The following is an 8,988-nucleotide window of genomic DNA, read 5'->3' as shown; positions in this document are numbered from 1 at the left end:
CCCCCCCCCCCCCCCACCCCCCCCCCCGGCCGGGCCGCGCCCGCCCCCCGCCCCCCCCCCCCCCCCCCCCCCCCCCCCCCCCCCGCCCCCCCCCCCCCCCCCCCCCCCCCGCTGGCCGGTGGCCGAGTGGGCGGCGTCCTCGCCGGCGCGGCGGCTGCGGGTGCCGCAGCAGGTGCTCGCCGGCACCGACTGACGCGCGGCACCGGTCGGCACTGATCGGCACTGCGCGGCAACGGGCGGTCCGGCGCACCGGCCGCCCCCCGCCCGGGGGCAGCGGCCGGGCGCGGTGCCGCCGGGCGGTGGGCGCCCGTCGTGGGAAGATGCCGGGGTGCGCCCGTCACGAACGCCGAACGCGCCCGGAGCCGTGCGCGAGGAGGTCACCCCATGACGATGCTGATGGGTGAGGACGGTCCCGCCCGGCTGGCGCGGGCCTTCCCGCTGGCGCGCCGGCGCGCCGGCGGCGGCGCCGGGGGGGCGGGAGGACCCTCGGGGCCGGGCGGCACCCGCAAGGTGCACCGCAACGACTGGGTGCGCTCGCGGCCGGCGTCCGCGGTGCGCTCGGGCCTGCAGCGGGTGCTGCTGACCCCGCTGATGCGCGCGGAGCTGCGCATCGAGGTGCGCGGGGTGGAGGCGCTGGACGCCCTGGGGGGCCCGGCGGTGATCGTGGCCAACCACTCCTCGCACCTGGACACCCCGGTGCTGCTGGACGCGCTGGGCCCGCGGCGGCGGCGGCGGGTGGCGGTGGCCGCGGCGGCGGACTACTTCTTCGACGTCTGGTGGCGCTCGGCGCCCTCGGGGCTGGTCATCGGCACCTTCCCGCTGGACCGGCGCGGCGGCCGGGGCGCGAACACGTCCTCGCAGCTGCTCGCGGACGGCTGGAGCCTGGTGATCTTCCCCGAGGGCGGGCGCAGCTACACCGGGGAGATGCGCCCCTTCAAGAAGGGCGCGGCCTACCTGGCGCTGGAGGGGGGCGTGCCCGTGGTGCCGGTGGCGCTCCGCGGCACCTACGAGGCGATGCCGCCGCGGCAGAACTGGCCCTCGCGGGGTCGCCCGCGCATCAGCGTGACCTTCGGCGAGCCGCTGCACGGTCGTCCGGGCGAGCGCGCCGGGGACTTCACCCCGCGCATCGAGGAGGCCGTGGCCAAGCTGCTCGCCAACAGCTGAGCCCCCTCCCCCCGCCGGCGCGCCGGGGCGCGACGCGGACGCCGCGCGGGCGTGAAGTGCGTCACAGTCGGCCGCGCCCGGTGGCGGGACGCCGGGCCCGCGGCACCACCCGGATGACGGGACGGTGTACGTCCGGCTCCGCTCTTGTTACGGTCGGCGGGCTCCCGACACCTCGGGGGCCCGTCGCGGGGACACGCCGAGTCCTGCCCGCTCCGCGCCGGAACAGTGATCTACGGGCAGGAGCGGGGGACCCATGGTTCCTCGGACGCCCACCGCGCACCGCGCGGCAGGGGTCCTCGGGGTGAAGCCGCCGAGAGGCGGCCGGGTCAACAACCTTCGACCCGAACCCGACAGCTGACCTCGCAGGCGTTGGAGGTCTCGATGCCCGCGTCGTCCCGCCCTGCCCCCGCGCGCCTGCGCACCCTGCGCCGCGCCCTGCTGACCACCGCCGCCGCCGGTGCCGCCGCCGCCGCGGTGCTCACCCCGGCCTCCGGCGCCTCCGCCGCTCCCCTGGAGGAGTGGGACCGCCTCGCCCAGTGCGAGTCCGGCGGCCGCTGGAACATCAACACCGGCAACGGCTACTACGGCGGCCTGCAGTTCAGCCCGCGCACCTGGACCGGGTTCGGCGGCGGGCAGTTCGCCCCGCGCGCCGACCTGGCCACCCGCGAGCAGCAGATCGTCACCGCCGAGCGCGTGCTCGCCCAGCAGGGCTGGCGCGCCTGGCCGTCCTGCTCGCGCAAGCTGGGCCTGCGCGGCCTGGCGGACCCGGTGGGCGTCGAGCAGGCCCTGCTGCGCCCGGCGCCCGCCCCGGCGCCGGCCCCGGCGCCCGTGATGGCCCCGCCGCTGGCCGTGCCGCCGCCGCCCGCTCCCCCGGCCCCCGCCCCGGCCCCCGCTCCGGCTCCGGCCCCGGTCGTGCAGTTCGCCCCGGCGCCGCCGCCCGCCCCGGCCGCGCGCACCCACACCGTCGCGCCGGGCGAGACGCTGTACCGCATCGCCGTGAACAACGGCGTGGTCGGCGGCTACCGCGTCCTGCACGACGTCAACCGCGGGATCATCGGCGACGACCCCGCGCGCATCGTCGTGGGCACGGTGCTCGTCCTGCCCTGACGCGCGCCCGCACCCCCGCGACAGCCCCCGGCGCCCCGCGCCCGGGGGCTGTCGCGCGCCCGGGCCCGGGGAGCACCCTGGGGGCGTGGCCGTCCCGGACGAGCTGAGCGTCACCCCCACCGCCCACCTGGGCGCGCAGCGCCTGCGCGAGGTGCGCGCGCTGCTGGACGAGGCCTTCGCCGGCGACCTCGACGACGAGGACGTGCGCCACGCCCTGGGCGGCCTGCACGTGCTGGCCGTGCTCGACGGCCGGCTGACCGGGCACGCCGCCCTGGTGCAGCGCTCCCTGCTGGTCGCCGGGCGGTGGGTGCGCGCCGGGTACGTCGAGGCGGTCGCCGTGGACCCCGCCCACCAGCGCCGCGGCCTGGGCTCGGCGCTGATGGGCGTGGTGGAGGGCCTGGCCGCGCGCGCCCACGAGGGCGCCTTCCTCGGCGCCTCCGAGGAGGGCGCGCTGCTGTACCGGCAGCGCGGCTGGCGCCCGTGGCTGGGCCCCTCCGGCGTGCTGGCCCCCGACGGGCCGCGCCCCACCCCCGACGACGACGGCTGCCTGCACGTGCACGACCCCGCCGGGGCGTGGGACGTCACCGCGCCGCTGGTGTGCGACTGGCGCGACGGCGACGTGTGGTGAGCGCCCTAGGGTGCTGCCGAGCCGTCCGACCGCCGAAGGAGCCCGCGTGCCCCCCACCCCGCCGTCCCTGCCGGGCCTGCCGCCGCTGACCTGGCACGGCGAGCCCGCCGCCGTGGAGCACGACGAGGCGCGCGGCCGGCTCTCGATCACCGCCCGGGCGGGCACGGACTGGTTCAACGACCCGCTGGGCGAGGCGGTCGACCTCAGCGCCGCGGCGCTGCTGCTCACCCCGCCCGAGGGCGACTACAGCCTCTCCGCGCGCGTGCGCGTCGCCTTCGCCGACACCTTCGACGCGGCCGTGCTCGTGCTGCACCAGGACGAGCGGCACTACGCCAAGCTGTGCTTCGAGCGCTCCCCGCAGGGGCGGGCCACGATCGTCTCGGTGGTCACCCGCGGCACCTCCGACGACGCGAACTGCGTGGTGGTCGACGGCGACGAGGTGCACCTGCGGATCGTGCGCACCGGTCGGGCGCACGCCTTCCACCACTCCACCGACGGCACCACCTGGCACCTGGTACGCGTCTTCCGCCTCGACGAGCGCGGGGGCGCCCCCGTGCGCGCCGGGCTGCTCGCGCAGGCGCCGGGCGCGACGCCGTGCACGAGCACCTTCAGCGACGTCGTGCTGTCCACGACCGTGCCGGCGGACCTGCGCGACGGCAGCTGAGCGGGGGGCGGCCCGCGGACGACGCGCGTCGCGCACCGATCTGCGCCAGGGTCTGGTCCACGCACCGTCCGTGAAGAGGGGGAGGACATGGCCGGCAGCCCCGCCGTCAGCGACGCGCAGATCACCCGCGCCCTGGGCGCGTACGCCGCGATGGTCGAACGCGTCCTGAGCGACCCGCAGCGCTGGCTCGGCCTCGACGAGGACCCGCCCCCGACCGCCCCCTTCCCCGCGCGGGCCCTGGACGCCCTGCGGGACCGGGCCCTGGGCGAGACCACCCCCGCCTCGGCGCGGTGGGGGGAGCAGCCCCTCGACCGGCGCGTGGACTGGTGGGTCACCCGCATCGGCATCAGCGCCGGCCTGGCCGCCGCCGCGCCCCGCCTCGCCGGGGCCCTGGCCGACCGCGTCCCCCTGCAGGCCGCCCTGGGCGCCTCGGCGGCCGGGCTGGCGGTGTGCGCCACGGCCCGCGAGCACGGGCGCACCGCCCCGGCGGACTGGGTGCCGCTGCTGGCGCAGGTCCTCTTCGACCGCCACCTGCCCGCCGCCGAACCGCTCGCCGGCGCGGAGCACGTGCCCACGCCCGGCGAGGCCGAGGAGCACCTGGCCACCGGGGCCGACGAGGAACTCGGCGAGGGTGACGGCGGCCGCGCCGCGACGCTCAGCGCCGGCGCCCGCCGGGCCGCGGGCACCTTGTGGCGCCTGGGCCGCGCCTTCTTCGAGCTGCACCAGTTGCTGGAGGAGCGACCGCGCGGGAACCTGCTGACCCGCACCCTCGGCAAGCTGCCCGTGGTCGGCGTCGCCGGCGGCTGGCTGGACGAGCGGGCCGGCATCCGCGAGGCGGCCCGCCGCACGGGCGACCTGCTGCGCCGGGGCCCGGGAGCACCGCGCGGGTAGCCGGGCGCCCCGCGCCTCAGGGCCGCTGGCCGAAGACGTGCCGGCGCACCCAGGCGTGCACGGCCACCGCCGCCGCGGCGCCGACGTTGATCGAGCGCGTCGAGCCGAACTGCGCGATGGCGAGGACGTCCGCGCAGCGCGCCAGCGCCTCCTCCGTCAGGCCCGGGCCCTCCTGGCCGAACAGGAGCACGCAGCCGCGCGGCAGGTCGTACGTCTCCAGCGGCACCGAGCCCTCGACGTTGTCGACACCCACCAGCGGCAGGCCGCGCTGCGCGGCCCAGTCCGCCAGCGCGGCGACGTCGGCGTGGTGGTGCACGTGCAGGTAGCGGTCGGTGACCATGGCGCCGCGCCGGTTCCAGCGCTTGTGGCCCACCACGTGGGCGCCGGCGGCGTTGGCGGCGTTGGCGGTGCGCACCACCGAGCCGATGTTCGCATCGTGCTGCCAGTTCTCCACCGCCACGTGCAGCGGGTTCCGGCGGGTGTCGAGGTCGGCGACGATCGCGGCGTTGGACCAGTAGCGGTAGGCGTCCACGACGTTGCGGCGGTCGCCCTCGCGCAGCAGCTCGGGGTCGTAGCGCGGGTCCTGCGGCCACGGGCCCTGCCACGGGCCGACCCCGACGACGCGCTCCGGCGCGCTTCCCCCCTGCTCGCCCGCCACGGCGCCATCCTGTCAGCCCGCCCCGTGCCGCCCCGTGCCGCCCCGACGAGGAGTGCCCGTGCCCCGCCCCCGCCCGTTCGCGCAGGTCGACGTCTTCTCCGCGGTGCCCTACCGGGGCAACCCGGTGGCCGTCGTGCTGGACGCCGAGGACCTGGACGCCGAGGAGATGCAGCGCTTCGCGGCGTGGACGAACCTCTCGGAGACGACGTTCGTGCTGCCGCCGCGCGACCCGGCGGCGGACTACCTGCTGCGCATCTTCACCCCCGGCGGGGAGCTGCCGTTCGCCGGGCACCCCACGCTGGGCTCGGCGCACGCCTGGCTGGAGTCGGGCGGGCGCCCGCGCGGCGGTGACGTCGTGGTGCAGGAGTGCGCCGCGGGACTGGTGCCGGTGCACCGCGACGCGGGCGCGCTCAGCTTCGAGGCGCCGCCGCTGGTGCGCACCGGGCCGCTGGAGGAGGAGGTGCTCGAGCGGGTGGTGCGCGCGCTGGGCGCCGCGCGCGAGGACGTCGTGGACCACCAGTGGGTGGACAACGGGCCCGGCTGGGCGGCGGTGCGGCTGGCGTCGGCGCAGCGGGTGCTGGAGGCGGAGGTCGACGCGCGCGCGCTGGGCGACCTGCCGCTGGGGCTGGTGGGGACGCACCCGGCCGGCTCGGAGCACGCGGTGGAGGTGCGCGCCTTCGTCCCCGAGCTGGGGGTGCCCGAGGACCCGGTCACCGGCAGCCTGAACGCCGGGCTGGCGCAGTGGCTGACCGGCACGGGGGCGCTGCCGCCGGACTACACCGCGATCCAGGGCGCGCGGGTGGGGCGGGCCGGGGTGGTGCGGGTGCGCACCGTGGACGGACGGGTACGGGTGGGCGGCGAGAGCACCACCTGCCTCAGCGGCACCGCGCACCTCTGACGCACCGCGCCGCACCCCTGCCGCGCACCCGCACGGGTGTGCGAGGGTTCAGCACCGGGGCGCCGGCGCCGATGCCCTGGGACCGGTCCGCTCGTCCCCGGAGGTCCTCGTGTGCCGGCTCCTCGCCCTCGCCGCCCCGCGGCCCACCACGCTCGCCGACGCCCTGGGGGCCGAGCGCCTGGCGGCCTTCCGCGGCCTGTCGGGCCTGCACGCCGACGGCTGGGGCACCGCCTGGGTCGGTGACGGCGAGGTGCACCGGGTGCGCGACGCGCTGCCCGTGCAGCGCTCGCGGCACGGCGCCGGGGCGCTGGCGGGGCGGGCGAGCACCGCGCGGCTGGTGCACCTGCGCCTGGCCACCTCGGGGATGTCTGTCGGGCACGAGAACAGCCACCCGTTCCTGCACGAGGGCGTCGCCTTCGCCCACAACGGCGCGGTGCCGGACGTGCGCCGGCTGGAGGAGCTGGTGGGGGCGCCGCACCTGGCCCGGGTGCGCGGCACCACCGACAGCGAGCGGATCTTCGCGCTGGTGCTGCGCCACCGCGACGAGGGCGCCGACCTGCCGACCGCGGCGGCGCTGGCGACGGCGCGGCTGCGCGAGGAGTTCCCCGCCGCGAGCCTGAACGCGGTGCTGCTCAGCGCCGACGAGCTCGTCGTCGTGCACGCCAGCGAGTCCTCCCCGGTGCCGCTGGCGGACCTGTGCGCCTCGGGCCTGAGCCCGGCGCAGCTGCCGCGCGACCACGACGAGGGCTACTACCGGATGAGCTGGCTGCGCCGCCCGGACGGCGCGGTGGTCTTCACCTCCGCGGGCATCGACACCAGCGGCTTCACACCGCTGCCGCCGGCGTCGGTGACCACGGTGGCGCTGGACACCCTCCAGGTGCGGGTGCAGGAGCTGGGCGCCGCGGCGCTCGTCTGAGCGCCGCGGCGCGCCCGGCCCCGCCCGGCCACGCCCGGCGCGTCCCCGCACGGCGCAGCGCACTCGCACTGCGTGCGCTTGACAGGCACCCGGGGTGTTGTTTCTATCGATACACCCGGAGCGCCCGCAGCCCTCCCCGTGCACGCGCCCCCCGGCGCCGCTGCAGCGGGCGCGCGGCCCGCTGAGCCACCAGCGGCCGGCCCTCCGGCCGCCGAGCGCGAAGGAGCGCACGTGAACCCCTCTGCGAGCAGGACCCGCCGCACCGCCGCCGCGGTGCTGGCCGCCGCCGCCACGGCCTCGGCCCTCGTCGTCTCCACCGGCGCCGCTCAGGCGTCCGCACCGCCGTCCGCACCGCCGTCCGCAGCGGTGTCCGCCTCGGCCGACGCCGCGCACGCCGACGGCGCCCGCCGCGGCACCCGCACCGACTTCCACTGGACCTCGACCGGCCCGCTGATCTCCCCGGACAACCCGCGCTCGGACGACCGCACGGTCTACTCCGTCAAGGACCCCACGATCGTCGAGGTCGACGGCACGTACCACGTCTTCGCGACGATCTCCACGCCGGACGGCTGGAACATGGTCCAGACCAGCTTCACCGACTGGTCGCAAGCCTCCACCGCCCCCCTGCACCACCTGGACGCCTCGCCGATCGGGCCCGGCTACCGCGCCGCCCCGCAGGTGTTCTTCTTCGAGCCGCAGGGGTTGTGGTACCTCGTCTACCAGGACGGCAACGGCGCCTACTCCACCACCGCGGACATCTCCGACCCGCTGTCGTGGAGCGCCCCGCAGCACTTCTACGCGGACATGCCCGACATCGTCCAGGAGAACATCGGCGACGGGTACTGGCTGGACTTCTGGAACGTCTGCGACGACGACAAGTGCTACCTGTTCTCCTCCGACGACAACGGGCACCTGTACCGCTCGGAGACGGACCTCGAGGACTTCCCGAACGGCTACGACGACGAGCCCACCGTCATCGCGCTGTCCGACCCGGACCAGAACCGGCTGTTCGAGGCGAGCAACGTCTACCGCATCGAGGGCACGGGGAAGTACCTGCTGCTGCACGAGGCGATCGGCACGGACGGGCGCCGCTGGTTCCGCTCGTGGACGAGCCCGAGCATCGACGGGGAGTGGGAGCCGCTGGCCGACTCCGAGGAGCGGCCCTACGCCCGCTCGAACAACGTCTCCTTCACCGGCACGCCGTGGACGCAGGACATCTCGCACGGCGAGCTGATCCGCTCCAACGTCGACCAGGAACCGACCATCGACCCCTGCGAGCCGATGCGCTTCCTGTACCAGGGGCTCGACCCGGCCGCCGGCGGCGACTACGCCCAGCTGCCCTACCGCCTGGGTCTGCTGACGGCCGACACGGAGAACCCGGTCAGCCGGCTGTGCCGCCCCGAGCGCCCCGAGCACCCGCGCGGCGGCTGGGGCGGCTGGAACCGGGGCGGCCACGGCGGCCACGGGCCGCGCTGACGCGGCGCCCCGTCGCGGCGGTCGGGGCGGCGCGCCCGCTCGCCGCGACGGGCGGTGAACTGCCGGCGACCTCCTCGACAGCGGCAGCCCGCCTGCGGTACATATCGATACACTCGAGCTCTCGATACACTCGGGACCCGCTGCTCCCCCGGGACAGCGGTGGCGCGCCGACGGAGCCGCCGCCGGCACGAGCCCGGCGACAGCGCCCGCCGGTCGCGCCGTTGACGGCCGACCAGCTCAGCGAGGAGTCCCGTGTCCATCGACGAAGCGGTGCCCGGCACCGCCACCACCACCGCGCAGCAGCGCACGACCACCACGCGCGTGCAGGGCGTCGTCGACGTGGACCTGCCGGGGGCGCGGATCAGCCGGCACCTGTACGGGCACTTCGCCGAGCACCTGGGCCGGTGCATCTACGGCGGGTTCTGGGTGGGGCAGGACTCCGAGATCGCCAACGTGGGCGGGATCCGCTCGGACGTGGTCGCGGCGCTGCGGGCGCTTCAGATCCCGAACCTGCGCTGGCCGGGGGGCTGCTTCGCGGACACCTACCACTGGCGGGACGGCATCGGCCCGCGCGAGCAGCGGCCCA

9 protein-coding genes, 1 pseudogene and 1 riboswitch are annotated in these 8,988 nt (G+C 77.5%); of the genes and pseudogenes, 9 read left to right on the top strand and 1 reads right to left on the bottom strand.

Annotation, left to right across the window (positions count from 1 at the left end):
• Positions 1–384 precede the first annotated feature (384 nt).
• The 5 genes from ACRYMN_RS20205 (at position 385) to ACRYMN_RS20185 (ending at position 4,454) form a co-directional block, all read left to right on the top strand.
• Entirely contained in the window at positions 385–1,164 is a 780-nt protein-coding gene (locus ACRYMN_RS20205; RefSeq protein ID WP_432499105.1) for a lysophospholipid acyltransferase family protein, read from the top strand.
• 256 nt (positions 1,165–1,420) lie between these two features.
• Positions 1,421–1,548, top strand: a riboswitch (cyclic di-AMP (ydaO/yuaA leader).
• On the top strand, positions 1,546–2,271 hold the full coding sequence (locus ACRYMN_RS20200) for a LysM peptidoglycan-binding domain-containing protein (RefSeq protein ID WP_432499102.1): 726 nt from the start codon (positions 1,546–1,548) through the stop codon (positions 2,269–2,271). Its footprint overlaps the riboswitch before it by 3 nt.
• An 85-nt stretch (positions 2,272–2,356) precedes the next feature.
• Complete coding sequence (locus ACRYMN_RS20195) at positions 2,357–2,899, top strand: GNAT family N-acetyltransferase (RefSeq protein ID WP_432499099.1); 543 nt, start codon at positions 2,357–2,359, stop codon at positions 2,897–2,899.
• 46 nt (positions 2,900–2,945) lie between these two features.
• On the top strand, positions 2,946–3,563 hold the full coding sequence (locus ACRYMN_RS20190; protein ID WP_432499097.1) for a DUF1349 domain-containing protein: 618 nt from the start codon (positions 2,946–2,948) through the stop codon (positions 3,561–3,563).
• An 87-nt stretch (positions 3,564–3,650) separates the two neighbouring features.
• Positions 3,651–4,454 carry a hypothetical protein gene (locus tag ACRYMN_RS20185; RefSeq protein ID WP_432499094.1) on the top strand — a complete coding sequence of 268 codons (804 nt, stop codon included), beginning with the start codon at positions 3,651–3,653 and terminating at the stop codon, positions 4,452–4,454.
• A gap of 16 nt (positions 4,455–4,470) precedes the next feature.
• Here the strand turns inward: ACRYMN_RS20185 and ACRYMN_RS20180 are convergent, their stop codons facing one another.
• On the bottom strand, positions 4,471–5,112 hold the full coding sequence (locus ACRYMN_RS20180) for a TrmH family RNA methyltransferase (protein ID WP_432499091.1): 642 nt from the start codon (positions 5,110–5,112) through the stop codon (positions 4,471–4,473).
• 58 nt (positions 5,113–5,170) lie between these two features.
• Here ACRYMN_RS20180 and ACRYMN_RS20175 point away from each other — a divergent pair, with 58 nt between their 5' ends.
• From ACRYMN_RS20175 to ACRYMN_RS20160, 4 genes and pseudogenes are all read left to right on the top strand, one after another.
• Positions 5,171–6,010, top strand: a complete 840-nt coding sequence (locus ACRYMN_RS20175) for a PhzF family phenazine biosynthesis protein (protein WP_432499088.1) — start codon at positions 5,171–5,173, stop codon at positions 6,008–6,010.
• Positions 6,011–6,119: 109 nt separating this feature from the next.
• Positions 6,120–6,926: a class II glutamine amidotransferase gene (locus ACRYMN_RS20170; protein ID WP_432499085.1), complete on the top strand. Its 807-nt coding sequence runs from the start codon at positions 6,120–6,122 to the stop codon at positions 6,924–6,926.
• Between the two features lie 231 nt (positions 6,927–7,157).
• Positions 7,158–8,402 carry a glycoside hydrolase family 62 protein gene (locus tag ACRYMN_RS20165; protein ID WP_432499083.1) on the top strand — a complete coding sequence of 415 codons (1,245 nt, stop codon included), beginning with the start codon at positions 7,158–7,160 and terminating at the stop codon, positions 8,400–8,402.
• 321 nt (positions 8,403–8,723) lie between these two features.
• Positions 8,724–8,988, top strand: a pseudogene (locus ACRYMN_RS20160) (alpha-N-arabinofuranosidase); the annotation flags it as partial.

The organism is Kineococcus gypseus (assembly GCF_050871305.1).
GTDB classification, from domain to species: Bacteria; Actinomycetota; Actinomycetes; order Actinomycetales; family Kineococcaceae; genus Kineococcus; species Kineococcus gypseus.
Note: the sequence above shows the minus strand (reverse complement) of the source record. Positions and strands in the feature narration are given on the sequence as shown.